Genomic DNA, 26488 nt, shown 5'->3' on the forward strand with positions numbered 1-26488 from the left:
TCCAAAGCATGCCGACATATTCGGACAGAAAACGGTTGTTTATCTATAAATTACAAGGAAATTCAGAGAGGACGAATTATGTTCAACAACGTATACGAAGATCTTAAAGCTGCTGTTGGAGATGTAGAAGCTGTTAGCGGTACACAAGGTGATGACGTAATCACTAGTGCCGAAGCTGGTGATGTTGTATTGGGCCTAAGTGGCGATGACACAATCGAAGGTAACAGCGACAATAACGTATTGATTGGTAACACTGGACATGACTACATTACAGGCGGTGCCGGTGATGACCTCATCCAAGGTGGTGTTGGTCAAGATAGCTTATTCGGCGCAAAAGGTAACGACCGCATTGTTGCCACGCTAGACGACAAAATGGTTGCAGGTGGTAAAGGGTTTGATGTGGTTTACGTCAAGAACGATACTGAAGATACAGACACCTTTGATTTCGTAAGCCAGGCGCGTGGCATTGAAGGCATCGTCGGTTACGGTGACGAGCCTGTGTACGCCAATGTAAGCCTATCAAGCATCATGGGACAATCTCAAGACGATGGCAACGAAGAAACACCAGATACCGACAATACCTTGCTTGCTGTTGGGCTTGAAGGCTTATCGTTAGAAGGGATTCGCAAGTTTTCTGATTCTGGAGAGCTGCAGTTTAGCTCAGAAGATATCACTGGCGATCTGGAAGATGCCTACATTGAAATGTTAGGCCTGTCATTTGTACCTGATGGCAAAATTGATCTGCACGCGTTCACATTTGGTGAAGGTGAAAACACCGTTACGATTATTACAGACCTATCTGAAAGTGAAATCACCGTTGGCGGTGAATCACTAGTAGATATGGCGCCAGTATAAGCGGTTGTAAGCCGAATATTTGAAATACAAGGTGAAGGGTTACCCTTCACCTTTTCTGCGTTTAACACTACCGGAAGTCGAGGGACAGACTTTGCGATCTACCCCCAGTTCAGAAGCTAAGACAAACACAAAGCTGAATTTTCAAGAAAATTTTGCTAAAGCCACCAGAATATTGCGTCAGCAGGTTATCTGGGTATTGGTGTTTTCTTTTTTCATTAATTTGTTTGTATTAGCACTGCCCTTTTACTCATTACAAGTCTTCGATCGAGTTCTGACGTCCCAAAGCCTCGATACACTATGGCTACTTACTGCAATCGCCATTGCTTTCGTTGTTCTACATACGTTGATCGACTGGATAAGAAATAGGATGTTACTTTCCATGAGTGCAAGTTGGAGCCATCAAATTGGCACCAGCGTTTTCAGCGCCTCAATCCAGCACAGCCATCAAGATAAAAACACAAATCGGCCTGAAGTCATTAAGTTGATGCAGGGAGTGCGCAGCGCTCTGTCCTCGTCATTAGGTCCTTTGTTTGATCTACCATGGACACCACTTCTACTATTGTTTCTTACAGGTTTGCACCCTATTTATGGTGTGATATGTCTTTCAGTTATCTCGCTGTTAGTTTTACTATCGCTAGTAAATTATCGATTTAAACAGGCAACCTCACACACCAATGTAGCATTCGATTCTATCCATGATACTGATTCCATTAGAGCTCATGGGTTAATAAATACCATTGCTGAAAAAAGCCGCCTGCAGGATGAACATGGATACCAAAAAGTCACCTCAGCGTTATCAAAAACCACCAATATCCTTAGTTATACCAAGTTTTTCCGAGCACTAGCGCAAATAGCGATTGTCGCAATTGGTGCTTCTCTGGTGGTTGAACGTGAACTTACTGCAGGTGCCATGATTGCTGCAACCATGCTGGCCAGCCGAGTGTTTGCACCATATGAGTCTATGGTGACAAGCCTTAATGCATGGTTAAGCGCTTTAAAATACTGGCGTCAATTGAGCAAAATTACCGACATCAGCAAAAGCTTACCTGCTGACGCTACGTTACCAGACGCAAACGGCCAACTCACCGCTGAAAATGTCATGCTTCTCTATCCAAATAGTAGCTCGCCTTTCCTGTCTCGGATCAATCTCAATATTGCCGCTGGTCAATGTATCGCTATTGTTGGTGAATCTGGATGCGGGAAAAGTACCTTACTCAAAGCACTGGCTGGACTAATACATCCGAACCTAGGGCAGGTAAGATTAGACGGAGCCTCATATCAGCAATGGTACTCGGAAAACCAATCTGATGTACTAGGCTATTACTCTAGCCAGTCCAAGTTTTTGTCAGGAACGGTAATGGAAAATCTCTCTGGATTTAAGATTAACCACGACCCCAATAAGGCATATATCGCTTGTCAAAAACTAGGGATACACGAAAGAATCCTAAAGTGGCCTAAAGGTTATGAAACAGATCTCAATAAAGATTTGGTTCCTTCAACGTCCGAATACCACAAATTGCTGTTAGCAAGAGCCATCTATGAGTCACCTAAACTATTGATATTGGATCAGCCAGACGCTTTTCTTGGCCCGAACGGTGAAAAGCTACTCCAAGCCTTGATTCTTCAGCGTAAACGAGATGGTCTCACAACACTGTTTGCCACAAGTCACTCTAGTCTTCTTGGGCTTTCAGACCACATCGTACTGCTAGAAGATGGCACCATCAAATCCAATACGCCCACCAAAAAACTGGCCCAAGCGCAGAGTATTCACATGAAAAAGGCCTCTAATCATGGCTAGTACGACACTAACAGTTCAACACTGGATTAAATTGGGCTTATTCACCTTGTGCATAGGCGGTGGAGTGGTATTTAGCTGGATCTACTTTGCGCCCCTTAGCAGCGCGGCCATCGCTCCTGGGCAAGTCATTGTAGAAGGTAACCGAAAAAAAGTGCAGCACCTCGACGGTGGCATAATCGAAGACATTTATATCAAAGAAGGCCAATTGGTTGCAGTGGGAGAACCTTTACTGTCTCTGAATCCGACTAAAGCTAAAACACGCTATCTTCAGATAAAATCCCGTTATTATAATGCACTAGCAAAATACAATCGGCTTCAATCCGAGATAAGTGAAACAAACGATATCGCTTTTAAAGCAAGCTTAGAGCAAGATGACCCTCTTATTACTCAAGCTATCGCCACCCAAACCAAACTAAAGCAGATTCGCCATGAAGCGTTAGAGGGTGCAATTCAGATCGCACAAAAGCAAGTTGAACAAGCCAAACAAAATCTCAACTCCTACGTAGCAAGAGCTAAAGTTGACAAAAAGGCTCTGGTCATTTTGGACGAGCAGGTCACCATGCTTTCTAAACTACTAAAGAAAGGCTATGCATCCAAAGATCAAATGCTGTTGTCTCAGCGTGAACGATTGGACATCCAGAGACGAATCGATGACTACGATGCCGTCATGGCTCGCGAAGAACTTGTCATTGCTGAAGCTCAGCAAAGTATTGCTAACCTTAGACTCGAATTTATAAAAGAAGCGTCTGAAGAGCTAGAGATTGCAGAGCGAGATATCATTGAGCTCAAAGAGCATCTACTGCAAGCACAGGAAGAGCTCGCTCGTTCTACGGTAGTCAGCCCAATTAATGGCAAAGTGGTTGAGCTCAACGTCAACACTCTGGGTGGCATAGTTTCAAGCGGCGAAGTGCTAATGGAGATCGTACCAGTAGACAGCCAATTGATCGTTGAAGCCAATGTGACCCCTTCTGATATCGATACCCTTAAGTTAGGGCAAACCGCTGAGGTCCGACTCACTTCTTATAACTACCGACGTTTATTACCTATATCGGGCAAGGTTGTCTACATATCAGCAGACAGTATTACCGACGACTCAACGGATACGGCGAGTTATACCATTAATGTCGAACTCGATATGGAAACCGTCCAGCAAAATAGCCACATCAAGCTCTACCCTGGTATGCCCGCTGAGGTACTCATTCTACTCGACGAACGTACTGTCGCCGATTATTTACTTAACCCATTACTGATTTCTCTGAATCGAGCATTCAGAGACTCCGACTATTAGCCAAGGATGACACGATGCACCAAGTTGCGCTACTGATCCCCTACTATGGGAAGCTACCAAACTACTTCCCTTTCTATCTCAATAGTTTAGCAGGCAACGAACAGCTGCAGGTCATATTTATCACTGATATAGAAATGCCTTCATCACTGCCGAGTAACTTTCAAGTACTGGCTATGTCGCAGCAAGCTCTGATTAATAAGATCGAGCAAACGCTGAGTATTCAAACTAACATCACCAAGCCAGGAAAACTCTGTGATTTTAGACCTGCATTTGGTGACATTTTTTCAGACGAACTTCAGGGATATTCCCATTGGGCTACCGGTGACATCGATGTCATCTATGGTGACGTATTTCATCAGTTACCCAACGACTGGGCGCAGTTCGATACTATTAGTATGTTGCCTCACTGGATGTCTGGCTCCCTATCCATTTTCAAAAACATCGCCAAAGTCAACGAGCTGTATAAGAAGAGTGTTGCGTGGCGTGAAATCCTTGAATCTTCCAAACACTTCGCATTTGATGAATGTCATGGCCTTTATAAACAACTAAGGTCAGGAGCCAATATCTTCGATTTGGATCAAAAGCACTCGCTCACCTACCTTGTGAAAGCCGCACACGAACAAGGTGAGATTAATGCCTATTTTAGTGAACGTGTTATCAAAGAAAAGATATTTGACGGGGAGCGAGTTCATGTCAGCCAGAAACGCATATCTCAGCAAGATGGGCGAGAGTTCGCATACTACCACCTAATCTCAGAAAAGGGCTTGGCATCTTTCACTATTCCAGAGTGGGGAGAGATACCTAACCAATATATTATCGATCGAAACGGCTTTCACTTCTCCGAGGATTATGGTTCGACGCTATACACATTAAAAAACAAATTCAGAGGAAACTATCAGAACTTTAAAGGGTTATCCTCTAAGGTGCTAAACAAGGCACTTAAACTGGCAAGCTAAAAAAAGGGTTGCATAGAGCGACCCTTTTTCCTTTATTTTCTATGAGCTTACTATAAGTGCTTCCTTGCCCAAGCCATTGCCTGAGTGCGGTTCTTCACTTCTAGCTTCTTAAAAATATTATACAAGTGTGACTTAATAGTATGCTCGCTCACGAACAGCGAATCAGCGATTTCTATATTCGAACCACCAGTCTTTAAAGATTCTAAGATCTCTAGTTCACGACGAGTCAAATCCGTTCCTAAATAGCCCAAGTCTTGTGAGCTATTGATATTTAGCTCGTAGTAACTGATGAGCTTATTAATGATCTTACGCGGCAACCAGTTGTCGCCGTTAGCGATCGCTTTTAGCCCTTGGCATACCTGTGGGAGCGAGTCTCTAGCACTAAAAGTACCGCGTAATGACTTCCAACTGAGAACGTCTTCTACACTCATGTCCTCTTCAGCATTAAACAATACCGTACCAACAACTTTATCTGACTCTTTAACTATCTTGACGATTTCTTCTAGCAGATTAGACACTGAGATATCGATTATCACGATACTATTTTCCGGAATCGATGCGACGTCCATTTTCCGAGTAGGATCAACGGAAGAGATAGAGAGTCCTGTAGCCTCCTGTAACATCTGACGAAAATTTTCGCTCTGAAGGCTATATTGCGTCATCATCAGAATGTTCACGCGAGTAGCAACGATATCCATGCTTAGTTCTTTCATATCTTCCCTAACCAATACCTAATACTTTCAATACTTTAAATAAGCTTCAGCTAAGTTGTTTCTCATACCATAAGCCAAAGCAAGCTCAAATATATACTAACATTCACACAACATATAACATTATCAGTGACAATAATTTAAATTCTCATTATTGATACTGACAATTTAGTTATTTACGACAAGTAAGAGGTCTGACAAGAAATAAAAAGGTGCTAATCATCAATTAGCACCTTTAAATGTTTGAATCTGATTGGTGGCACTCGTTAAAATGCTTAGGCTCGCTCTTCAATACCTATATTGTTGTTAGCCCAAAGTAGAGCTTGTAGTCTATTTTTAGCATTAATTTTCTTAAAAATATTGTGCAGGTGTGTTTTCACTGTATTTTCACTTACAAACAACTCTTGAGCGATTTGGATGTTGGAAGCACCATGCCCAAGCAGTTGAATTATCTGCTTTTCTCTTTTAGTTAGCTGCTTATAGGCTTGAGATGTAGATACCGTATTAGTCCCTCTAAAATGTTGTATGTAGTCTTGAGCAACCTTACGAGACAACCACATCTCATCTGATAGGATTTTTGTCATTCCTTTAGCAAAACAACGAATATCATCCTCGATATAAAATACACCGACTAAATCGCGCCATTTAAATAGTCTTGATGACTGTATATCACTAGGACAATTAATTAGCACTTCCTTAATCACACCTGAGGACTGACTGCGAAGCTGTGTGTATGTTAAAAAGTCCTCATCATTTATATGGGAAAAATCAATTAACACTATATTGCTGATCGGCCTAGTAATAACATTTTTATCAACTACAGAGGAGAAAGGTGTAATATTAACGGTCACATCCAAATTAGATTCTAGTGATTCCTTTAATAAATTGGATTGCATACTCAACTCTGACAACAGAGTAATATTGGTACGCATTGGCTCGTCCATGCTTATTCTCCTCATTTTATTTTCAAACTATATTTCTAAAACTATCGTTTAGAGCCAATATGTCAATGGAGCCCTCTCACACAAGTCAATATGCATTTCAATCGCGACCTATTACTTATTATTTATCAATACCTTAAATAACGTTCTCACTTTCAAGAATAGTCATATTTATTGACGTTCTACCGCTACGAGCGAACGGCACAGGTACAAAGCTTTGACGTATGACCAACCATCACACCAAACCAAGTAAGCCACTGTTTTTAATGCATAAAACAATAAAATAGCTTGTTCCATACTGAATCTGTAAGAAAAAAGTCACACTCAGTATAAAAGGTGAGTCACATTCGGTAGTACTTTCGACCTACTCTCCGAATCAAACAATGAAATGACTTAACGATTGGGAGTCATACTTAATTAGCTATTCCCTAGCGGAATACCCATTGAAATATGCTCATTTGTCAATTCATAAACTAACCCCGAATATATTGCGAGCGGACACAGGCTAGCGCTGTGCATTATTAGGTCAATACGGAAATCCAATTCATGAGCCATATTCTTCATCGTCACTGCAAATCTAAGCTGCCACAAATTTCTCATGGCCAAGGTAGTTACCTATACGACACAACGGGTAAACAGTACCTAGATGCATGCGGTGGCGCAGCCGTTTCCTGCTTAGGGCATAACGCTCCGCGAGTAAAGCAAGCCATCACTGAGCAGCTCGATTCTATCCCTTATGCGCATACTGGCTTTTTTTCGAATCAAAGCAGTGAGGAGCTTGCGCAACTGTTATGTGGCTTAGCGCCGGACAATTTAAACCACGCTTACTTTGTCAGTGGTGGTTCTGAAGCAGTGGAATCAGCGATAAAAATGGCACGCCAGTACTTTGTAGAACTAGGCCAAAACAGTAAACGCCACATCATTTCAAGAAAGCAAAGTTACCATGGCAATACACTGGGAGCTTTATCCGTTGGGGGGAATATGTGGCGCCGGGAGCCCTATGAGCCGCTATTGACCACCAGCCACCACATTTCACCTTGTTACCCTTATAGAGAACAGTACACCAATGAGTCAGTCGCTGAGTATTCAGAAAGGACCGCTAATGAGTTAGAGAAGCGCATTCTGGAACTCGGGCCAGATAGCGTCATGGCTTTTATCGCAGAGCCCGTAGTCGGGGCAACCTCGGGGGCATTAGTCCCCACTGAAGGCTACTTTGCTAGAATTCGTGAAATTTGCACCAAATACAATGTATTACTAATACTGGACGAAGTGATGTGCGGTGTTGGAAGAACAGGCTCATTCTACGCATTTGAGCAGGAGAACATCGTTCCAGACATTGTGACCATAGCTAAAGGCTTAGCTGCGGGTTATCAAGCAATTGGTGCTGTGCTGGTTAGCGACCAGATATACCAAGCTTTCCATGATGGCAGTGGCTACTTTCAACACGGTCACACCTTTATGGCTCATCCAATGGCGAGTGCAGCTGGTGTCGCAACAGTAAAAACAATATTGGAAGACCACTTGCTTGAACAGGTGAGAACCAAGGGTGTGTTACTGAAAAACACCTTACATGAACGTTTAGGCGAGCTCCCTTATCTTGGCGATATACGCGGTAGAGGGTTATTCATTGGTATTGAGCTGGTTGAGGATAGGCCATCCAAACGTCCGTATAACCCGCAACTTCAGCTCAATAAACGCATCAAGTCTCAAGCGATGGCCAATGGTCTTATGGTTTACCCAATGGGTGGCACAATTGATGGCAAACAAGGTGATCATATTTTGCTCGCACCGCCATATATCATCACTGAAGCTGAAATCGAGATACTCGTTGATAAACTAAGTTTAACGCTTGAACAAGTGTTCTCTGACTTGCCGGAACTTACCCATGACTAACAAAATTGGAATTATCGTCGCTCCTAATGGCGCACACAAAACCAAGGCAGATCATCAATGTTTACCAATGACGATCAGTGAAATCGTTAACGAAGTTGTCGCCTGCCGAGACGCGGGGGCGGCCATGGTCCATTTGCATGCAAGAGATCAGCAAGGCGCTCATAGTTTAGCCGTAGCTGACAATCAACGCTTGCTTGATGCAGTTCAAGCAGAGGTTGGCGATTCTATTCTCATCCAATTGACCACAGAAGCCATCGGTAAGTTCTCCCCAGAGCAACAGATGGATTTGATTAGACATACACGACCTCCGGCAGCCTCTTTTGCTTTAAAGGAACTCGTTCCCCATGAGCAGCACGTTCAGGTCGCGAGTGAATTTTTCCATTGGGTTACAAATGAAAACATCATCAGCCAGTACATTCTGTATTCTCCTGAAGATGTAAAACGATACTTGTCTTATGTCACAACTGGCGTCATTCCCAAGCAAAATCATCACCTTTTGCTAGTCTTAGGTAGATATCAACAAGGTTTGCAATCTTCGCCGAAGGATCTCCTACCCATGCTCGCACCATTAGAGCATGAGAGCTCTATTCGACGAGCCGTCTGTGCATTCGGGCGTTCAGAAGCCCAGTGCTTGGTGACATCAGCCCTATTGGGACAAGATATAAGAGTAGGATTTGAAAACAATCTTCATACCATTGATGGGAAACTAGCTCCAAACAATGCCCATCAGGTTGAATACCTAAAAGCAACACTTGCTCAGCTCGACATACAAACCTACCAGGCTAAGGAATTTAAACAGTCACTGTGTTCCGTTTAGGCCCGTACAGTTTAAGAGCTACAACATATGATAAGGATGGATCATGAAACAACTCAAGTCTCTGATAACCGCAGCCGCAGCATCGGTAGCCCTCGGCGCTTCGTTTTCAGCATCGGCACAGGATACTTTCGTCACGATAGGAACGGGTGGCGTTACGGGGGTGTATTATCCAACGGGAGGGGCAATTTGTCGTTTGGTCAATAAGTCTAGAAAAGAGCACCGCATTCGCTGCTCCGTTGAAAGTACCGGTGGTTCGATTTACAACATCAATACCATTCGTGCTGGTGAACTCGATCTCGGCATCGCTCAATCAGATTGGCAATATCACGCATACAATGGCACCAGCAAGTTTGCTGATAACGGCGCCTTCAAAGATCTTCGTGCCGTCTTTTCAGTCCACCCAGAACCTTTTACCGTCGTCGCTCGAGCGGACGCGGGTATTTCAACCTTTGAGGACTTGAAAGGTAAACGTGTAAACATTGGTAACCCAGGCTCTGGTCAGCGAGGCACTATGGAAGTGCTGATGAAGCAATATGGTTGGACCGAAAAAGACTTTAAGCTGGTTTCCGAGTTGAAAGCATCGGAGCAATCCAAAGCGCTGTGTGATAACAAAATCGATGCGATGGTTTATACCGTTGGGCACCCTAGTGGCGCAATCAAAGAAGCGACCACATCGTGTGAGAGTAAAGTTGTAACTGTTGCCGGGCCAAAAGTCGATAGCTTAGTGGCAGACAATAGCTTCTATCGTATCGCGACCGTACCTGGTGGTATGTACAAAGGCAATGATATGGACACCATGACCTTCGGTGTTGGTGCAACTTTCGTATCTTCTACTGCTGTACCAGAAAAAGTGGTGTACGAGATAGTAAAAGCGGTGTTTGAAAACTTCGATGACTTTAAGAAGCTTCACCCTGCCTTCGCCGTATTAAAGAAAGAACAAATGGTAAAAGATGGCCTTTCAGCACCGTTACATCCAGGCGCTGAAAAATACTATCGAGAAGTTGGGTTAATTAAATAACTCTCTTACAAACGACAAAAGCCTTAAGCAATGCTTAAGGCTTTTTTGTTTACCTGCTCTTCAGTCAAGAGAAGTCACGGCATGGAACTGCTAAGGAAAGCTCATTTCAGCTCAAACTCGCTTTTAAGCCATTCAACAAAATCATACACCGGGCGCGAAGCCATTCGATAGTTCGGCACAATTAAATAATAGCCGTAGCCACTCATAAAACTGACTCGCATCGGGTTACTCAACGTCTCTTCCTCCAGTGCGCTATTGACCATAAAGCGTGGTAAAAGCGCTAGTCCTCCCTCTTTTTTGAGCGTTTCTAGCGTCAAGTAGAAATGCTCAAAACCTACAGGATAGTAAGTAGGGTCTTGCTCTAGTCCCAACTCATATCGAAGCTGCTCCCATAACTGAGGGCGAGTAATTTGAGGAATAAACGACAGCTTTGCTAACTCATCGATACTTTCGATATTTTTGGTGTTTGCCTCCGCTGTTAAGACCAACTCTTCTTCGCAAAGCAAATGAGCATTGTCGTAATGTTTGGATAAAGGCAAGCATCGCACCATAATATCCGCATTCGAAAGAGACTCTTTGACCTGTCCATCTCCTGTTGTCACCGAGACTTGAAGCTTAGAATGCGTCTGATGAAAGCGACGAATGTTTGGGATGAGCCAAAGGTTAGCAAATGAAGGGGTGACGTTTACTCTAAGTAACCCCTGTGCCTGACCACTTTGTAACACACTTGCCGTGGCGTACTGTATTGCTTCTAACGCTTCCGTTACTTTAGGTAAGTAATGCTTCCCAGCTACAGTCAGCGTAATGCCATTAGCATGCCTCTCGAACAGTGCTTGTCCTAGTTGCAGCTCCAACGAAGCGATCTGCTTACTCACAGCACTCTGAGTGACACATAACTCCTGCGCAGCTTGAGAAAAGCTAAGTGAGTTAGCCACTGAAATAAACGTTCTCAGCGCTTTATGAGAAGGGTATTCACTGCCTTTGATCATTCAATCGACCCATCCGTTTATAGGTAAGTTTGGTAGAAAAAATAGCCTGTGATCGCAAGGCTAGAGCCAATAATTAGCCATCGGACATAGTGCTGAGGAACCCGTCGAGACACTCTTGCTGCAACATATCCCCCCACTAATGTACCGAATAACACCGCGATTCCTCTAGGCCAATCAATGACACCGTCATAAACAAAAATAGCAATCGCGACTAAAGAAACACAAGACGATACCAGTAATTTCAGTCCGTTCATTAGATTGATATTTTGATAACCCGCCAGCGCAAGATAGCTCAGCACAATGACTCCAAGGCCTGCATTAAAAAAGCCGCCGTAAGCCGAAACCAGAATGAGAAAGCACCCTAACGCTAAACCACCAGCCTTACTGGCATGCTGGTGAGATGAAACCAATTTTTTCGCTAAACCGTTAAGCTGCGCACCAAAGATAAATAAGACAGTGGCAAAAAGCAGTAACCAAGGAATCGCCTCTAAGAACAATTCTTCTGGTGTGTTAAGCAGTAAATAAGCGCCTATCGCACCGCCAATTAGACTCAGAACAGTAATCAGTATTAGCTGATTCTTTGAGTGCTTAATATCGTGACGAAAACCGTAAGTACCGCTCAAGTAACCCGCGCAAACAGCGAACGTATTGGTCGCATTCGCTGCGATCGGCGGAACGCCGACACCCATCAGCATAGGGAAAGTAATGAAACTTCCTCCACCTGCGATCGAGTTCATGATCCCGCCTAATACACCGGCCGCAAACAACAGCACCCACTCCAAAATCATAATCGTCCTGTTTCATGATTGTACACAATCACCAACATACACGGATATTGAGATAAGGTGAACCGAGACTTTACCTTAATAACGAATGTGTTAGTTTAGAAATCAAATGGATAGAGATTCGCCAATATCAGGAAGATACATGAAGTTTCCCTCAACAATTTTGCTCAGGCGTTTACTCTTTGCTGGCGGTGTTCTATCGCTCGTGGTCGGGTGTACGACACCCGATCCGACTTCGGATGAGACAATTACTGAGCCCGTTGCTGCCAACGTCGTGGTCATTGAAAATGAAGCATTCGATTGGCAAGTGGCGACAACAGGGCTATCAGCAAAAGACGTTTTTACCACTTATAACACCAACGCCGAACTGCTCGCACCACGAATAAAAGTCGATCACAGGCAGGTCATAGAAAAATCGGTACAAGAGTACCACTCTCAACTGTCAGCCGAGCAAGCAGACGACTTGCAGCGGTGGTTAGCCAGTGCGCCTCCTCGACCGGGTAGCCTAGAGGCCATTATGGATATCCATACTCCTTCGGATTATGCCTACGCCTACGATCAAATAGGTGCCAAATTCAATGTCTATCTGTATGACTACCCAGATCACTTTATGAACCTGATGATTGTTGCGATTGAAAATCCTAAAGCGCAAGAAGAAGTGTTTCGGATGGTATTGGAAATAGACCCACAACAATACCTCGAACACTATCAACAAGAATCAGACATTATAGAAAGCCTCTACTACGCCGAGTGCCTATGGCTTAATGCACTGTCGCCAGACAGTAACTTCGATGACATTCGTCAGTTAGTGGTAGAAAGCTCAGAAACACTCAAAAAGAGACAACCCTACGAAATGGAACTCAACGGTGTACGTGTCACGAAAACGCATACCTCAAGAGGTAAGGTTGTTTATTCCATCGATGCCATCCCCTTACAGGAGAGCCAAGAATGAATGCTGTATTAGATACTATCTTTGAACATCGCTCGATTCGTAAGTTCACCGAACAACCTATCAATGCGGAGCAACTGGATACCATTATCGCCGCGGGTATCGCTGCTTCTTCGTCGAGCCTATTACAAGTTAACTCCGTTATACGCATCACCGACCCAAATAAACGCAAAGCATTAGCAACATTAGCGGGCAATCAGCCTTATGTAGAAAGCGCTGCCGAATTTTTAGTTTTCTGTATCGATTTCCAACGCCACATACAGATGAATGACAAAGTGAAACCTGAATTCACTGAGCTCACTCTCATTGGTGCTGTCGATGCAGGAATCATGGCTCAGAACTGCTTGCTCGCAGCGGAGTCAATGGGGCTAGGTGGCGTCTATATCGGCGGGCTAAGGAATAGTGCACAGCAAGTTGATGAACTATTAGAGTTACCAAAATACACAGCGGTACTGTTTGGTATGTGTCTTGGTCACCCAGCGCAAGATCCTCAACGTAAACCACGTTTGTCTCCTCAGGTAATCATGCACGAAAACAGCTACCAACCGCTGGATATCAACAAGGTGGAGGAATACGACCAAACCATGATGGACTACTACGCTTCTCGTTCATCAAACCAAAAACAGTCAACTTGGTCAGAGCAAATCACCACTAAGTTATCGGGAGAATCTCGCCCCCACATGTTGGGTTATTTGAACGGTAAGGGGCTTGCGACAAAGTAGTTATTAGCTACCACTCAAGGTATCGCTCTTTGGCTTAGTTGTTCGCCAGTTTAAGAGTGATATCTCGCCAATCTTCTAACTCCTCCCTAAAGTGACGAGTTTGCTTTTCAGTCATATGATTAATAATGGCAACTAAGTACTTATCGGCAACGAGCTTGTTGAAATCTCGTTTGGTACGCAAAGTTTCTGAATAGGTGCCTTCTGGATCGAATAACAACTGATGAAACTGCGGCTGAAAGTAAGCAAGGTTATCACGTTGAACTAATAGGGCCTGAACCTGTTGGCGAATTCGAGTTTGCTGATCCATCCAATCAAATGTGGTTATCTGAACCTCTTCTACCCACAGAGAAACATACTCTCGCTGCTGCTCTGTAAGCTTTCCTAACCACTTATCCAAACTTTCGGTGATCCTCTCTTGGTAGCGCTGACGAATCTCTGAATCATCGAGTCCCTGATATTTGTCTCGAAATTTTTTATGCCGCTCCTCTAGGCTATCAATAAAGTCTTCTACTTGCTGGTCGGTAAGTTGTTGCGATAAGGCATAAATGTCCGGTGCGACACGTCTAACTAACCTGTCGGTATGAGCGCGAAACTTAGCTTCTTGCCGGAGTAAGGTTTGCTGCGTGACCTGCTTAGGATCCATCGCGATGAGCTCATTTAAATGTTGGGTATATAAAGGTAGCTCGTTGCTTTGATGCCATTGCATTAGCAACTCCAAGCGCTCGGTCAACACTTCCTTTTGCTCCGACTCCAAATCGATATAGTCTTCAACGTAGTCAACAATGAACCAATCCAAGTTGCTATACACAAACTTAGTGCCACACCCAGCCACAAACAGACTGATGACCAACAGCATCCACCTACGCATAACCCCTCACTTAAGTCATTGAAGACACTTCGCCTTTTCAATATAGCAGCCCAATATGAGTTTGCAGTACTCAGGCTCATTTTTGAGACCAAGCGTGCGCAAAAAGCAAACTGGAAACACTTTAGTATCAGTTTGTTTTCAACCCAAACAGTGATAAACCAATGAAGAAATCATTTCGCATCGTACCTCTTACACTCGCGCTAGTGACTGCATGTGCCTCTGGCTCTGCTTTTTCAGCTGAGCGTAACCGATCATTTGAAGCAGGCGCTACGCTAGTCGGAGATCAAACACTCGCGACTTTAGGCTACAGTCATGAAATTGGTAACAACATAGTGGCTGGCGGCGGTTTTTCATTCGGTACAGAAGCGGTTGAGTTTGAAGAACCTAACGACCAAGATGCTTGGGGGCTGTATGCCAACATCGGCTACAAATTTCAGATCGCTGAGTTCGATATCATTCCGAAAGTAGGCATTAATTATCTGAATGCGGATGTTGAGTTTGAAGATTCAAGCATGGCTGACTTTAATCTTGATAACGTTTACCCGTCGGTCGGCGGTACGGTCAATTGGCGTATGATTGGATTAACCGTTGACTACGGCAAGCTGTCCGAGACGTACAACGACCAAGACATCGAAGAAGACGTTGTACGAGTGACAGCAAGTGTGAACTTCTAATTGGAATCAGCGGCTTCCGATGAAGCCGCTACTTCTCTGCGATTTCACGCAACCTTTGAGTGATGATGTTTTCAATTTTATTTATTACCGGGTGCTGATAGCAGGCGCGATGGAATTGAATACCGATTTCATACTGCATCGGTTCCTTACCCAACGTAATTGGCTTTTTGACCACGCCTTTAGGAATAGACGATTCTGCGATGTGGGGACATACAAACGCGTATTGATTCTCCCTTACACAATCAAGTGCAGAATGTACTGACGCAACGGTTAACTTTTGCTTCAGTTCTAAACCGATTCGACGGCGAAGTCGCTCATAATATGCACTGTCATCCAATGATCCCATGGATACGCGCACCATATCAAAACGCTCTAAGTCTTCTAGACTTACACTCTCAAAGTGCGCTTCTGCCACCTCCTCAGAGAGATAGACGTACATCTGAAGTGAACCTAGTTTGCGTTCAACAACTCGCTCGTTGAGTTCATTTGGGTACCCAGAAATCCCAACCGCTAAACTGCCAGATCGGGGAAACTCAACCCCCTCCAAAGACCAATCCACAATAGATATGTTCGGCTGAACATTCTCTGACGTTAAGCCTTGAACCAGAGGAACGGTTAACAATGAACTAAGCGGGTTAGCCACATGGAATATGTAGTCAATATTGGCGTTGTCACCCTCAAAAGATTGAGAAATCTGCTGCGCCTGTTCTAACTGTTCGAGGGGCTCTTTCACAATGGCGATCAATTGAGTTGTAAACAATGTCGGTTGATAAATCCCTTTGGTCGCCAGAAACAGTTCATTCGCGAACAATTCACGGCAATCTGCCAAGTGACGGTTAAACGTCGCTCGGCTAATCCCTAGCGTATGGCAGACTTTAGCTTGCGATTTCTGCTCATAGAGTAAATCCAAGAATCGATATAAGTTTAAATCAATCGTATTTTTCACACTAACACTCCTCGCAGCGCGAGCCCCAGTTACAGCAATATTCCTGATAAGAGTATCAATGTAACCACCTCTACCCACTACCAAATAAGGCCACACTAGCACTATGGTCAAACGTGTCTGATAATTCACGCCAAGAGCTCAAAATTGAGCTTGAACAAAATCACTTATGAGTTTAACTATAATTGTCGAGTTAAAGTATTGAAAGAAAAAATAATTAATTGTTGCTGAGTGATTTATTTTTTGCAGTTAGTCCGCGTAGTAACGCAAATCTGCCCGAACCCTCTTAAGAATCACGAAGTAAATTTTTTATAGATCAATTTAATCGCCGTATAGTAGTGATACTATCCACCCGAAATGAACGTTCGGGATACGTATGAAATTACTTAAAATTAGCTTTTACTCTTTACTTGCTCTAACTGCCCTTTTCTCGGTTTGGTTGTTCATGCCAGCAAAAGTGACACTTGCACAGCAAGTATTGGACAAAAGTGTAGGCGAACCTTTCTCTGTGATTGGCTATCGAACTGTTTCTACAGATCCTGAAGCTGATACTCAGTATCACTATTTTTTGGCAGGCTCGGATGACAAGGTCGAAGATCTTGAACCGTTTTTAGTCACCACGGATCCTTTTGTGCGTGTCATTGAGTTTGGCGACAACAAACTCTCCATCACCAGTAGCGGACGTATCTACTCTTATCACAATGATCTTTGGGTAGAAAAAGATGATGGCACCATACATCACTGGTACGTCAGCTTACAGAGCCAGTATGTGCGCTAGTATTCGCGGTGTAATCGGGTACAATTCCGACCTTACACCGTGACTACTGATACCGCGCCATGCAAAACCCCACCTCGCTGTTTACTCGTTTCGACGCCGATATTTCGCAATACTCATTGCCCGAGCGTTTTACTTTTCCTTTCTATTATCAGCCGCACCCTTTATGCGAGCTTGCTAGTGAGCAACTACAGCGTCACTTAAGCACTCAGCAAAAGTGGAATCATGACTTTGGGTTGGAAAAAAACAGCCACGATGCGACTGGCAAAATGTTTGGTGTTTTGTTGGTGAAAAACGCTGCAGGTGAACTTGGCTTTCTTTCAGCTTTTTCCGGCAAAATTGCCGATCAAAACCACCTTCCCGGCTTTGTTCCACCAGTATTTGACATGTTATCTAGTGATAGCTTTTTTAAAGCCGAGCTACAAGAAATCACCGACATCAATACCGAGGTTAGCAACCTCTCTGCGTTACCTGAACTTGCTCAATTAGAAGCGCGAGTTAAAACCGAAACTGAACAGGCCGAACAAGCCATTGAAGCATTGCGTTTGTCTATGATTGATAGCCGAGCACAGCGTAAGCAGCAACGAAAAGAAGCGCAACACACCTTAACGGCTGAAGCATTGCAAAACCTTGTAGACGACTTAGGTAGGCAAAGTGTCGCGGAAAAAAACCAACTTAAGTACTTAAAGTTAGAGTGGGAGCAACGCTTAACACAAACCAAAACTGAGCTCGAGAAAATCACCAATAAGCTAGAAGCACTCAAAGAAAAACGTAAAGAACTTTCGAATGCTCTACAGCACAAACTGTTTGAACAATATCGTTTTCTCAACGGGAACGGGGTAGAAAAAAGCCTCATCGACATTTTCGAAGCAACCGATAACCCAATACCACCAGCAGGCTCCGGGGAGTGTGCTGCGCCTAAGTTACTGCATTTCGCTTTCTTACACGGCTACCAGCCAATTGCCATGGCAGAGTTTTGGTGGGGAATATCGCCAAAATCGGAGATTCGCCAACATAAGCATTACTACCCTTCATGCCAAAGCAAATGCCATCCAATTTTGAGCCATATGCTAGAGGGGTTAAAAGTCGACGATAACCCATTGCTCGATAACCCAGCCGAAGGCAAAGAGCTGGATATTCTCTATCAAGATGAAGCAATGGTGATCGTCAATAAGCCAGCCGGATTTTTGTCCGTACCAGGTAAGCATATTAAGGACTCTGCCTATACCCGAGTACAAGCGCTTTTCCCTGATGTGGAAGGCCCATATGTTATTCATCGATTGGATATGGCGACTTCTGGTTTACTGGTGTTTGCGTTGACCAAGCGAGCAAATAAAAGCCTACAAAAACAATTCATCACCCGAAGTGTCGAAAAACGATATGTCGCCTTAATCGAAGGTGAACTCAGCCAAAATGAAGGCAAAGTTGAGTTGCCTTTGCGAGGGGATTTGTATGATCGCCCAAGACAATTAGTCTGTTTTGAGCACGGTAAACATGCAGAAACCACTTGGCAGGTGATCGGCCAGTACGATGGTAAAACTAAACTCTACTTGCACCCCAAAACAGGCCGAACCCATCAGCTAAGAATGCACTGTGCCCATCACCTAGGCCTTGGCATGCCTATTGTGGGCGATGCCCTCTACGGTAAAAAATCTCAGCGACTACACCTACATGCTGAGTCTTTAGTATTGGATCATCCGTATACCAAAGAGCGCATGACCTTCCAAGCTGACCCAGAGTTTTAGAGTCGCTACTCGCTTGCCGACCCAATAAAAATCAACACTTATAAAAAAGCCCCTCTTAGTGAGGGGCAAAGTTACCATCGCTTATAGTTATAATTCTGAGTGCCAGATGAATTCTGAGCCTAAAGCTAATTAACCAAAGTCGCCATTCACATAACCACGAGTACGGTCATCTTGCGGCTGGCTGAAAATGACTTGGGTATCGTTGTGTTCAACCAACTCACCCATCAAAAAGAATGCAGTACGGTCTGAGATACGGCGCGCTTGCTGCATTGAGTGAGTCACGATTACGATGGTGTAGTTCTTCTTCAACTCTTCCATCAACTCTTCAATTTTGTGAGTCGCAATTGGATCGAGCGCCGATGTAGGTTCATCCATTAAGATGACATCGGGTTCCATCGCAATTGTGCGTGCAATACACAAACGCTGCTGCTGACCACCAGATAAACCAAACGCATGCGACTTCAAACGATCTTTTACCTCATCCCATAAGGCCGCGCCGCGCAAAGAACGTTCAACCACTTCATCGATGTGTTTTTTGTCTTTGATGCCTTGTGCACGTAAGCCGTAAGCCACGTTCTCGTAAATGCTCATTGGGAATGGGTTTGGCTTTTGGAAAACCATTCCGACTTTAATACGAAGGTCTGCGACGTCGATATTGCCATAGATGTCATCACCGTCCATCTCTAGGCGGCCAGTGATCTTCACCCCTTCAATCAAGTCATTCATTCGATTCAAACAACGCAATAGGGTCGATTTACCACAGCCAGACGGGCCGATTAGAGCAGTCACTTGACGCTCTGGCACTGGAAGGTTGATCGATTTTAATGCTTGGTTTTCACCGTAAAACAGGTCTAGGTTTTCAATGTTAAATTTGTTCATTTTCGTCTTCTCTTAATTCGTCAATTCTGTCGGTTTCAATATTGAATGCTCAGCGTTTACCTTCGAAAGGTTTAGTAAGTCGCTGTGTTGAAACGTCGTGCAATTAATTTCGTCACTGTGTTGATAAGCAGTACGACCACGATAAGTACTGTTGCTGTACCGTACGCTTGGTTCCACTCTTCAATAGTGAATAGCTCGGTAGTCAGCTTGTATAGGTGAACCGTTAGCGTACGACCAGAATCTAGTAAAGAGTCTGGAATACGTGCCACCATACCTGCTGTCAGGAATACAGGGGCAGACTCACCAATTACACGACCAATACTCAGAATGACCGAAGTTAAGATACCTGGCATCGCACTCGGTAGAATCAAACGCCAGATGGTGTAAATTTTCGAAGCGCCAAGGCCGTAAGAACCCTCGCGGTATGTTTGCGGCACTGCCATTAGCGCTTCTTCCGTAGTACGGATAATCACTGGCAGGATAAGGATACTTAGTGTCAGTGCACCCGATAGAATCGAGAAGCCAAGACCAAGAATCGCCACAAAGAATGTCATACCAAACAGACCGAAGATGATCGATGGAATACCCGCTAATGATTCCGTACAGAAGCGAATAACCTTAACCAATCGACTGCCCACTTTAGCGTATTCAGTTAGGTAGATTGCCGTCATGATACCGAGCGGCGCAGCAACAGCAATCGAAGCTACCACCATGTATACCGTAGACACAATCATAGGGAAGATACCATGCTCTTCACCGGTACGCGTGTAGTTATCAGTAATGAAGTTCCAATCTACATGCTGTAGTCCATTCGATAAGATGTACCAAATGATCCAGAATAGGAAACCAACCGTCATTGCAGCCGCCGCCCATACAAAGCCATTAAGAATATTGTCTTTGGTTTGACGAGCTTTTTTCAGCTTTTCTTTGTCCATGCGAGGAGCCTGAGAAATATTGTTCACTTGTGACATGATGATTACCTCGCTTTCTCACGGTTTAGGTATAGAAGTACCGCATTAAGCGACATGATGAACACCAACAGAACCACACCCGTAGCGTACAGTGCATTCGCGTGAACACCGCTTGCGTAAGACATTTCAATTGCAATGTTCGCCGTTAGTGTACGAGCTGAATCCAAGATACCTTCAGGCATTGCTGGTGCATTACCCATTACCATAATGATCGCCATTGTTTCACCTAAGGCACGACCGATACCAAGGATAACGCCGGTCATGATTCCGCTGCGAGCAGCAGGGACAAGAAGCTTGAATATGGTGAAAATTTTCGAAGCACCTAGTGCTAATGAACCTTCTTTATACGTTCTTGGTACAGCACGAATCGACGTTTCAGAGACGGTAATTACCGTTGGAAGAATCATCACACCCAAAACGATAATACCGGCGAGAATAGTGTTACCCGCTGGCACGTTGAATACGTTTTGAATCAGTGGAACGATAATCACCAATCCAAAGAATCCGTATACAACCGAAGGGATACCTGCAAGCAGTTCAACAGCTGGGCGGATGATGTCGGCGACACGCTTTGGTGCGATTTCCGCAATGTAGATGGCTGTAAGCACGCCGATTGGAACACCTACAATCACAGCACCTAGAGTCGATACCACAGACGCAACAATCATGGTTGCAACGCCGTACAGCGCAGGTGGTAGCCAATCCTGGCCTAATACAATTCCAGAAACTCCGGCTTCTCGGAATGCTGGAATACTTTCTTTAACAATGAAGTAAGCAATTACTGCTAAAGAGACAATACCGATAACGGCACTGGTTAAAAATAGGCCATGGAAGATACGCTCTTTCCAATCTACACGCTTCTTGGTGCGTAGACCTGACTTATTCAATTGAGTCGCTTCAGTATTCATAAGCTTTTCACTATTTGCGATGGTCATTTGAAAATCTCACAGTTCGAGCCGCACAGCAGCATCGAATTGGATTGAAAACGCTCAGCCCTAAAATGGTGGGCTGAGCAAACTTGGAATTTAATGTGTTAACTGAGATTAGTTAACTGAGATGTAGCCTTTGTTGTCTACAAGACCTTGAGCTTCGTCAGAAACCATCCAATCTAGGAACTTCTGAGCTTCAGCAGATGGTTGGCCATCTTTGTAAAGAACAAGGAAAGGACGAGCTACTTTGTAAGAACCGTTTTTCACGTTGTCTACAGAAGCTTCAGTGCCGTCGATAGCTAATGCGTTAACTGAAGAGTCAACAGTACCTAGTGAGATGTAGCCAATTGCGTATGGGTTTGAAGCAACCATTGTTTTCAGAGCACCGTTACCGTTAGCAACTTGAGCGCGTTGAGAAATCGCTGATACTTTCATACCAGATACTTTCTTCTTAAGCTTCATGATGTCTTCGAAAGCGCCACGAGTACCAGAAGCTGTGTCACGAGTGATAGCTACGATAGGCTTGTCTGCACCACCAACATCTTTCCAGTTAGTGATCTCGCCTTTGTAGATTGCTGTTACTTGCTCTGCAGTCAGTTGGTCAAGACCGTTCTTAGGGTTAACAACTACTGCGATACCGTCTAGAGCAACGGTTAACTCTTTAAGAGCTGGCTCTTTTTCAGAATCTTTTAGGTTACGTGAAGACATACCAAGGTCTGCACTGCCGTTTTTCGCTGCTTTTACGCCAGCAGAAGAACCTGGGCCTTGAACCTCAATGAATACGTTTGAGTTTGACTTCATGTATGTTTCAGAGAAAACTTCCATCAGTGGAGTAACGCTGCTAGAGCCCACTGCAGAGATAGTTTCTTTAGCAGAAACAGAAGTCACTGCCATTGCGCCTAGAAGTGCGATTGCACCGATTACTGTCTTTTTCATCACAATTTCCTTTAGTGGCTTTATTGCCGTTGTGTTTCACTTGAACGGTGCTCACTTTAGGATGTGAATATGACAGTTGTGTTTCAGTTAATTGAAGCCTGTATGACACATTACGTAATTGCTTATTAACTAATCACTCTCACCTATAAACCACCATTTCCACTGATACTGCCACTGAGCAAATACTTATATTTCTACTGTCATCATAACCAGGCAAATCTTAACCACATGAATAAAAAGGATTTTTTGTTGCATATAAGCGGATCGCAAAAGCGAATTTCTTAGAACAATACGTGATTGAATTATTTACATCCTCCCCTAAAATCACCCGTCACATTGATAAGAATAATAATTATGAGCAATCCCATTTTCGCCTAGGAGAGGACACACCATGCGTCAATCATTGAATCGTTTGTCGATTCGTTTTCAAGTATTAGTACCCGTCGTCGTGACTATGCTGATACTCATTGTTGGAATTACTTACAGCACCACTAACCTCAAAAACGCTTTTCAACAAGTTTCAACGTCGACAGAAAAGCTCATCGTCCACAAAGACGAACTCACTACCATGATCGACAATATGTACGGAATGCGCATTAGTGCTATCTACAGCTTGTTTAAAGAAGATGAAGTAAAAGTACTGCCCAGCGTTTTGAATCAAAAGCTACAGGACAATATGCGACTGCTCGACTCCCTAAACCAAGTTGAAGGTTTACAAGCAGAAGTCAGCAATATGCGTTCAGCGATGAAACACTACGTTGACTACTCCATTTCTGTCATGATTCCTCTACTGAACACCAAGCATTCTGGCAGTGGTAACAACAGTCAGTTTGAAGCGCAATACCAGCGCGCTGCAGACAAATACCGAGATGCGGGCAGACAGATGGTCCAAGCTATTACTGCGCTGTCTAAAAAGCTCAATACTCTTGCATTAACGGAAGTGGAAGAAAATGGGGCCAAACACAGCAGCGAACTGACTAATGGCGTTCTAGGACTCATCATCGTGTTACTCGCATCAGCCATCATTGGCTGGTTGCTGTCTGGTGTCATCGTCAAACCAATCAAACAGCTTCAGTCCGCCATGCAGGAAGTCGCCAATGGCAACCTATTAGTGAAAGTGGAAGAGCAAGGTAACAATGAAGTTACTGCGCTATCTCGTGATGTGAACCGGACAGTGAAACAGCTCCATTCTACCGTCGATGCATTGGTTCGTATTAGCGTTGATGTAGCTTCTGCCTCAACCGAGTTAGCCGCCGTTATGACTCAATCAAGCGCGAACTCTGACCAAGAGAAACACGAAGTCGAGCAAGTTGCTTCTGCTGTGAATCAATTAGAAGCCGCTGCAAATAATGTGACTGATAATGCAAGGCTGGCAGATACCGCCTCCCATCAAGCTCACGAATTGGCACGTAACAGCTTAAAGATGTTTGAGCAAAACAACCAAGCGAACAGTAAAATGGCCGATCAGTTAAGTGAGGCGGCGGAAGTGGTCAATTCACTGCAAGATCAGTCAGAACAAATTGGCAAGTTCATTGAAGTGATTGAGAGCATTTCAGAACAAACCAACTTATTGGCTTTAAACGCGGCTATTGAAGCGGCGCGAGCCGGTGAAAGTGGACGCGGATTTGCAGTGGTGGCAGACGAAGTACGTATGCTCGCAGCCCGAACACAAGATTCAACCAAAGAGATCCAAACCATTATAGAAGGACTGCAAGCACAATCGGGACAGGCTAATCAAAGCATGAGCTCAAGTTTAAGCATGCTGCAAGACAATCAGCTGCTCGCTTCTCAGGTCAGTGATGCTTTAAATGAGATTAACGATACTATCTCTCAACTGACTTCGATTAATACTCAGGTTGCTGACGCATCGCAAGAGCAAAGCCGCGTAACATCAGACATCAACAGTAACTTAAGTAACATGTACGAGCTGGTTAGCCAAAATGTGACTGGCATTACTCAGTCTGCTGCAGCAAGCCAAGAGCTTTCGGTATTGGCCGAGAAGCAAAGGCAGCAATTGGGCTACTTTACTATCTAGATTGCCCGCAAATAAAAAAACCGCCTTTCGGCGGTTTTTTTATTTAAGCAGTCACGCTATTTATTCGTCATCCACTTTTGGTGCAACTTTCTTTTTCGGGATGAACACCGTATCACCCACTGCCACATTTTGGTGGAAGCTCTTATCACGTTTAACAGGCTTTTTAGGCGTTTTCTTCGCTTGTGGGCGAGCTTTCTTCTTAACAGGGCCTTTGCCACGATAATCCTTCTTAGGTGGACGTAAGCCTTTAAACTTACCTTTCAATCCCTCAAGTACAGAGAACTCAAGATCTTGTTGTAAGTATGATTCAACACGCTTAAAACTGTCCCAATCTTTCGGGCCAACCAACGAGATCGCATCACCTTTATTACCCGCACGGCCGGTACGGCCAACACGGTGAACATACTCTTCTGTATGTTTAGGCATATCAAAGTTGATCACATGGGTAACATTTGCAATGTCCAAACCGCGAGAAGCAACATCTGTGGTTACCAATATCTTGAATACCGCTCGTTCGAACTGACTCATGATGGTGTTACGCTGAGTCTGGTTCAAGTTGCCACTCAATGCGACTGCTTTAAGCTTCTTCTCGTTTAGCTTTTCGGTTAAGCGGTCGGTATCGGCACGAGTCGCAGTAAAGATGATCACCTGACGATACTCTGCTTCTTCTAGCACACGCTCAAGAATAGCTTCTTTATGATCTAAGTGGTCACACAGGTAAAATTTCTGAGTGATATCTTTGTGCTCTTGGTTGGAAACACCAATAGAAATACGCTTCGGTGCATCAAGCATTTCCGACGCAATATCGTTCACCTCAGCATGATCCAACGTAGCAGAAAACATCAGAGTCTGACGGCGACGGTGTTTTGCGGCATTGTGGATACGGCGAAGTTCTGGAGCAAAACCCAAATCAAGCATGCGATCAGCTTCATCGAGAACCAGAGTCTCCAATCCTTCTAAGTACAGAGATCGGTGCTCTAGGTGATCCGCTAAACGCCCTGGTGTCGCAACAATAAACTTAGGGTGGCGACGTAGCGCTTTCACTTGGTCGTTAAAGTTCTCCCCACCAAGAATCAGTGCAGCCTCGTAAGATAAACCGCCCAGCATAGTGCGCAGTTCACCGTATACCTGTTTGGCAAGCTCACGAGTTGGAGCCAAAATAAGCCCACGCGGGTCTTTGGCTGAGAATGCTTTGTTCTTTAAAGACTTATGCAACATAGGAAGAACAAATGCTAGCGTTTTACCTGAACCAGTTTTCGACGACGCTAATAGATCTTTGCCCGCAATCGCAACAGGGATCGCTTGGCGTTGTATATCAGTCGCCTGTTTAAAATCATAGTGGTTAAGGTTCTTCAATAAACGATTGTCTAAACCTAATTCTTTAAAGTGCAAAGGACTCTCCAATTACTGATTACTACCCAGTACAAACACGCTTATTCCAGTGTAGTAAAAGGGGGAAATTTAAAAACGCGATATAATAGCGTGAAACCCATCTATATAGATAGAGATCACATAAAATTTATCCGGTTAAAAAAGTTTTCACGAATTAACTGCCCTCTATATTCAAGCGCTATTCAAACAAATAGTCGATAATCTGGTAAGCGCCAAAGCAACAAACGACAAAATGCTTTCCAATAAAGCTCAACTGATGGCAATGCTTTGGTCGGAAACAGCCAGCTAGCTTAGAACAGATAAAAACTCGTTAAGATTCATACACCTTCACAGAGCTAAATGACTTCGACAGGTGTTTAGAATGGCACACACCACCTAGTTCTCACCGCTATAACTTCCCCCTCGCCAGTGCGTACGAAGTACGATTAAACAGCCGAATTATTTGGCAAATCTATACATCGCAAATATGAGACAGCCCTCAATTAATCGACTAATTGTTCAAATCCTTGGGTTTTTCTGACTTTTGCCTACTATGTCTTCGGCTAGATTGTGACTACAATTTATTTCGTCACTATATGATAAAGAATGTATAGGGCGAATTTTTGATACTTACTCATATG

General features: G+C 44.1%; 24 protein-coding genes. 13 read left to right on the forward strand and 11 right to left on the reverse strand.

The window, feature by feature from the left end; genetic code table 11:
• Positions 1-78 precede the first annotated feature (78 nt).
• From J4N42_RS21285 to J4N42_RS21300, 4 genes are all read left to right on the forward strand, one after another.
• Positions 79-855 carry a calcium-binding protein gene (locus tag J4N42_RS21285; protein ID WP_252032135.1) on the forward strand — a complete coding sequence of 259 codons (777 nt, stop codon included), beginning with the start codon at positions 79-81 and terminating at the stop codon, positions 853-855.
• Positions 856-1234: 379 nt separating this feature from the next.
• Positions 1235-2653, forward strand: a complete 1419-nt coding sequence (locus tag J4N42_RS21290) for an ATP-binding cassette domain-containing protein (protein ID WP_252032137.1) — start codon at positions 1235-1237, stop codon at positions 2651-2653.
• Positions 2646-3941: an HlyD family type I secretion periplasmic adaptor subunit gene (locus J4N42_RS21295; RefSeq protein WP_252032139.1), complete on the forward strand. Its 1296-nt coding sequence runs from the start codon at positions 2646-2648 to the stop codon at positions 3939-3941. Before J4N42_RS21290 ends, J4N42_RS21295 begins: the two co-directional genes overlap by 8 nt.
• Before the next feature lie 14 nt (positions 3942-3955).
• On the forward strand, positions 3956-4897 hold the full coding sequence (locus J4N42_RS21300) for a DUF6625 family protein (RefSeq protein ID WP_252032141.1): 942 nt from the start codon (positions 3956-3958) through the stop codon (positions 4895-4897).
• A 50-nt stretch (positions 4898-4947) separates the two neighbouring features.
• Here J4N42_RS21300 and J4N42_RS21305 read toward each other — a convergent pair whose 3' ends face one another.
• Together J4N42_RS21305 and J4N42_RS21310 are read right to left on the reverse strand one after the other, a co-directional pair.
• Positions 4948-5610, reverse strand: a complete 663-nt coding sequence (locus J4N42_RS21305; protein ID WP_252032144.1) for a LuxR C-terminal-related transcriptional regulator — start codon at positions 5608-5610, stop codon at positions 4948-4950.
• Positions 5611-5882: 272 nt separating this feature from the next.
• Positions 5883-6551: a LuxR C-terminal-related transcriptional regulator gene (locus J4N42_RS21310; protein WP_252032147.1), complete on the reverse strand. Its 669-nt coding sequence runs from the start codon at positions 6549-6551 to the stop codon at positions 5883-5885.
• A 543-nt stretch (positions 6552-7094) separates the two neighbouring features.
• Here J4N42_RS21310 and J4N42_RS21315 point away from each other — a divergent pair.
• Genes J4N42_RS21315 through J4N42_RS21325 form a run of 3 tightly spaced genes read left to right on the forward strand, consistent with a single transcriptional unit; the run spans position 7095 to position 10276 of the window.
• On the forward strand, positions 7095-8441 hold the full coding sequence (locus J4N42_RS21315) for an aspartate aminotransferase family protein (RefSeq protein WP_252032150.1): 1347 nt from the start codon (positions 7095-7097) through the stop codon (positions 8439-8441).
• The gene (locus J4N42_RS21320; protein ID WP_252032153.1) at positions 8434-9258 is read left to right on the forward strand and encodes a beta-keto acid cleavage family enzyme; all 825 of its coding nucleotides are present in this window, start codon (positions 8434-8436) and stop codon (positions 9256-9258) included. Before J4N42_RS21315 ends, J4N42_RS21320 begins: the two co-directional genes overlap by 8 nt.
• A 43-nt stretch (positions 9259-9301) precedes the next feature.
• A complete protein-coding gene (locus tag J4N42_RS21325) occupies positions 9302-10276 on the forward strand; it encodes a TAXI family TRAP transporter solute-binding subunit (RefSeq protein WP_252032156.1) in 975 nt (324 codons plus the stop codon).
• A gap of 101 nt (positions 10277-10377) precedes the next feature.
• Here J4N42_RS21325 and J4N42_RS21330 read toward each other — a convergent pair whose 3' ends face one another.
• Positions 10378-11265, reverse strand: a complete 888-nt coding sequence (locus tag J4N42_RS21330) for a LysR family transcriptional regulator (RefSeq protein WP_252032159.1) — start codon at positions 11263-11265, stop codon at positions 10378-10380.
• Positions 11266-11282: 17 nt separating this feature from the next.
• Positions 11283-12053 carry a sulfite exporter TauE/SafE family protein gene (locus J4N42_RS21335; protein ID WP_252032162.1) on the reverse strand — a complete coding sequence of 257 codons (771 nt, stop codon included), beginning with the start codon at positions 12051-12053 and terminating at the stop codon, positions 11283-11285.
• Positions 12054-12192: 139 nt separating this feature from the next.
• On the opposite strand from J4N42_RS21335, the gene J4N42_RS21340 reads away from it, so the two are divergent.
• Entirely contained in the window at positions 12193-13002 is an 810-nt protein-coding gene (locus J4N42_RS21340) for a hypothetical protein (RefSeq protein WP_252032165.1), read from the forward strand.
• A complete protein-coding gene (gene nfsA, locus J4N42_RS21345) occupies positions 12999-13721 on the forward strand; it encodes an oxygen-insensitive NADPH nitroreductase (protein ID WP_252032168.1) in 723 nt (240 codons plus the stop codon). The genes J4N42_RS21340 and nfsA overlap by 4 nt, the downstream gene beginning before the upstream one ends.
• Before the next feature lie 34 nt (positions 13722-13755).
• Here the strand turns inward: nfsA and J4N42_RS21350 are convergent, their stop codons facing one another.
• Entirely contained in the window at positions 13756-14589 is an 834-nt protein-coding gene (locus J4N42_RS21350; protein WP_252032170.1) for a DUF6279 family lipoprotein, read from the reverse strand.
• 161 nt (positions 14590-14750) lie between these two features.
• Here J4N42_RS21350 and J4N42_RS21355 point away from each other — a divergent pair, with 161 nt between their 5' ends.
• Positions 14751-15263: a putative outer membrane beta-barrel protein gene (locus J4N42_RS21355; protein ID WP_252032173.1), complete on the forward strand. Its 513-nt coding sequence runs from the start codon at positions 14751-14753 to the stop codon at positions 15261-15263.
• A gap of 28 nt (positions 15264-15291) precedes the next feature.
• Here J4N42_RS21355 and J4N42_RS21360 read toward each other — a convergent pair whose 3' ends face one another.
• Complete coding sequence (locus tag J4N42_RS21360) at positions 15292-16209, reverse strand: LysR substrate-binding domain-containing protein (protein WP_252032175.1); 918 nt, start codon at positions 16207-16209, stop codon at positions 15292-15294.
• A 373-nt stretch (positions 16210-16582) separates the two neighbouring features.
• Here J4N42_RS21360 and J4N42_RS21365 point away from each other — a divergent pair, with 373 nt between their 5' ends.
• Together J4N42_RS21365 and J4N42_RS21370 are read left to right on the forward strand one after the other, a co-directional pair.
• Positions 16583-16984, forward strand: coding sequence for a hypothetical protein (locus tag J4N42_RS21365; protein ID WP_252032178.1), 402 nt, complete (start codon positions 16583-16585; stop codon positions 16982-16984).
• Positions 16985-17043: 59 nt separating this feature from the next.
• Positions 17044-18726 (forward strand): RluA family pseudouridine synthase, encoded by a 1683-nt coding sequence (locus J4N42_RS21370; RefSeq protein ID WP_252032180.1) that lies wholly within the window; start codon positions 17044-17046, stop codon positions 18724-18726.
• A gap of 129 nt (positions 18727-18855) precedes the next feature.
• On the opposite strand, the gene pstB is transcribed toward J4N42_RS21370, so the two are convergent.
• The 4 genes from pstB to J4N42_RS21390 all read right to left on the reverse strand — a co-directional run bounded on the left by pstB (position 18856) and on the right by J4N42_RS21390 (position 22441).
• On the reverse strand, positions 18856-19605 hold the full coding sequence (gene pstB / locus J4N42_RS21375) for a phosphate ABC transporter ATP-binding protein PstB (RefSeq protein WP_252032183.1): 750 nt from the start codon (positions 19603-19605) through the stop codon (positions 18856-18858).
• A 71-nt stretch (positions 19606-19676) separates the two neighbouring features.
• A complete protein-coding gene (gene pstA, locus J4N42_RS21380) occupies positions 19677-20540 on the reverse strand; it encodes a phosphate ABC transporter permease PstA (protein ID WP_252034128.1) in 864 nt (287 codons plus the stop codon).
• Positions 20541-20581: 41 nt separating this feature from the next.
• Positions 20582-21511: a phosphate ABC transporter permease subunit PstC gene (gene pstC / locus J4N42_RS21385; RefSeq protein ID WP_252032186.1), complete on the reverse strand. Its 930-nt coding sequence runs from the start codon at positions 21509-21511 to the stop codon at positions 20582-20584.
• Between the two features lie 108 nt (positions 21512-21619).
• A complete protein-coding gene (locus J4N42_RS21390) occupies positions 21620-22441 on the reverse strand; it encodes a phosphate ABC transporter substrate-binding protein (protein ID WP_252032189.1) in 822 nt (273 codons plus the stop codon).
• Positions 22442-22832: 391 nt separating this feature from the next.
• Here J4N42_RS21390 and J4N42_RS21395 point away from each other — a divergent pair, with 391 nt between their 5' ends.
• Positions 22833-24476, forward strand: a complete 1644-nt coding sequence (locus J4N42_RS21395) for a methyl-accepting chemotaxis protein (RefSeq protein WP_252032192.1) — start codon at positions 22833-22835, stop codon at positions 24474-24476.
• 60 nt (positions 24477-24536) lie between these two features.
• On the opposite strand, the gene J4N42_RS21400 is transcribed toward J4N42_RS21395, so the two are convergent.
• Positions 24537-25868 carry a DEAD/DEAH box helicase gene (locus J4N42_RS21400; protein ID WP_252032195.1) on the reverse strand — a complete coding sequence of 444 codons (1332 nt, stop codon included), beginning with the start codon at positions 25866-25868 and terminating at the stop codon, positions 24537-24539.
• Positions 25869-26488 lie beyond the last annotated feature (620 nt).

The sequence above is a fragment of the Vibrio sp. SCSIO 43135 genome (genome assembly GCF_023716665.1).
Lineage (GTDB): Bacteria > Pseudomonadota > Gammaproteobacteria > Enterobacterales > Vibrionaceae > Vibrio > Vibrio paucivorans.

What these genes read in the sequence shown, in the direction of transcription:
- J4N42_RS21335 (WP_252032162.1), bottom strand. Translation starts at nt 12,053, where the DNA reads ATGATTTTGGAGTGGGTGCTGTTGTTTGCGGCCGGTGTATTAGGCGGG.
- J4N42_RS21390 (WP_252032189.1), bottom strand. Translation starts at nt 22,441, where the DNA reads ATGAAAAAGACAGTAATCGGTGCAATCGCACTTCTAGGCGCAATGGCA.
- J4N42_RS21365 (WP_252032178.1), top strand. Translation starts at nt 16,583, where the DNA reads ATGAAATTACTTAAAATTAGCTTTTACTCTTTACTTGCTCTAACTGCC.
- pstB (WP_252032183.1), bottom strand. Translation starts at nt 19,605, where the DNA reads ATGAACAAATTTAACATTGAAAACCTAGACCTGTTTTACGGTGAAAAC.
- J4N42_RS21285 (WP_252032135.1), top strand. Translation starts at nt 79, where the DNA reads ATGTTCAACAACGTATACGAAGATCTTAAAGCTGCTGTTGGAGATGTA.
- J4N42_RS21350 (WP_252032170.1), bottom strand. Translation starts at nt 14,589, where the DNA reads ATGCGTAGGTGGATGCTGTTGGTCATCAGTCTGTTTGTGGCTGGGTGT.
- J4N42_RS21310 (WP_252032147.1), bottom strand. Translation starts at nt 6,551, where the DNA reads ATGGACGAGCCAATGCGTACCAATATTACTCTGTTGTCAGAGTTGAGT.
- J4N42_RS21315 (WP_252032150.1), top strand. Translation starts at nt 7,095, where the DNA reads ATGAGCCATATTCTTCATCGTCACTGCAAATCTAAGCTGCCACAAATT.
- J4N42_RS21300 (WP_252032141.1), top strand. Translation starts at nt 3,956, where the DNA reads ATGCACCAAGTTGCGCTACTGATCCCCTACTATGGGAAGCTACCAAAC.
- J4N42_RS21355 (WP_252032173.1), top strand. Translation starts at nt 14,751, where the DNA reads ATGAAGAAATCATTTCGCATCGTACCTCTTACACTCGCGCTAGTGACT.
- J4N42_RS21290 (WP_252032137.1), top strand. Translation starts at nt 1,235, where the DNA reads ATGAGTGCAAGTTGGAGCCATCAAATTGGCACCAGCGTTTTCAGCGCC.
- nfsA (WP_252032168.1), top strand. Translation starts at nt 12,999, where the DNA reads ATGAATGCTGTATTAGATACTATCTTTGAACATCGCTCGATTCGTAAG.
- J4N42_RS21305 (WP_252032144.1), bottom strand. Translation starts at nt 5,610, where the DNA reads ATGAAAGAACTAAGCATGGATATCGTTGCTACTCGCGTGAACATTCTG.
- J4N42_RS21370 (WP_252032180.1), top strand. Translation starts at nt 17,044, where the DNA reads ATGCAAAACCCCACCTCGCTGTTTACTCGTTTCGACGCCGATATTTCG.
- J4N42_RS21295 (WP_252032139.1), top strand. Translation starts at nt 2,646, where the DNA reads ATGGCTAGTACGACACTAACAGTTCAACACTGGATTAAATTGGGCTTA.
- J4N42_RS21340 (WP_252032165.1), top strand. Translation starts at nt 12,193, where the DNA reads ATGAAGTTTCCCTCAACAATTTTGCTCAGGCGTTTACTCTTTGCTGGC.
- J4N42_RS21320 (WP_252032153.1), top strand. Translation starts at nt 8,434, where the DNA reads ATGACTAACAAAATTGGAATTATCGTCGCTCCTAATGGCGCACACAAA.
- J4N42_RS21395 (WP_252032192.1), top strand. Translation starts at nt 22,833, where the DNA reads ATGCGTCAATCATTGAATCGTTTGTCGATTCGTTTTCAAGTATTAGTA.
- pstC (WP_252032186.1), bottom strand. Translation starts at nt 21,511, where the DNA reads ATGACCATCGCAAATAGTGAAAAGCTTATGAATACTGAAGCGACTCAA.
- J4N42_RS21325 (WP_252032156.1), top strand. Translation starts at nt 9,302, where the DNA reads ATGAAACAACTCAAGTCTCTGATAACCGCAGCCGCAGCATCGGTAGCC.
- J4N42_RS21330 (WP_252032159.1), bottom strand. Translation starts at nt 11,265, where the DNA reads ATGATCAAAGGCAGTGAATACCCTTCTCATAAAGCGCTGAGAACGTTT.
- pstA (WP_252034128.1), bottom strand. Translation starts at nt 20,540, where the DNA reads ATGGACAAAGAAAAGCTGAAAAAAGCTCGTCAAACCAAAGACAATATT.